Annotated in this window: 1 protein-coding gene; it reads right to left on the minus strand. The window is 54.0% G+C overall.

What is annotated here, in order from left to right; translation table 11 throughout:
- On the minus strand, positions 1-569 hold a 569-nt coding region (locus BEG40_RS21535; RefSeq protein WP_286135173.1), incomplete at both ends, for a pyridoxal-dependent decarboxylase.

The raw sequence follows: 569 nt of genomic DNA on the forward strand, positions 1-569 counted from the left end.
TGAGCAATACCCTGCAATTTCGGGTGATCGCTGAGATATTTCAGGGAGGCTTTGTAGTCTTCCAGCAACAGTTCAGCGAAGTCCATTTCGAAGCCACGGCGGCACATAATACGCATTACCACAATGTCGGTAGCTTCACCGCCAAGGGTGAAGGCCGGAACCTGCCAGCCGCGCAGGCGCAGACGTTCAGAGAGGTCATACAGGGTGTATCCCGGATCTTCGCCGTCTTTCAGTTTGAAACAAACCGCCGGAATACCTTCGTCCGGGCGACCGGTGCAGATGAATTCATACGGTCCCAGTTTAGCGATTTCATCCGCCAGGTAAGTGGCGACCTGGTAAGAGGCGTTCTGTACTTTGGTGTAGCCCTCGCGACCAAGGCGCAGGAATTCATAGTATTGCGCAATTACCTGACCGGCGGGGCGAGAGAAGTTGATGGCGAAAGTCCCGATTTGACCGCCGAGATAGTCAACGTTGAACACCAGTTCTTTCGGCAGTGCTTCTTCATCACGCCAGATAACCCAGCCGCAGCCGAGCGGAGCCAGACCAAATTTATGACCTGAAGCACTGAT

Source organism: Escherichia sp. MOD1-EC5495, assembly GCF_002965965.1.
GTDB classification, from domain to species: Bacteria; Pseudomonadota; Gammaproteobacteria; order Enterobacterales; family Enterobacteriaceae; genus Escherichia; species Escherichia ruysiae.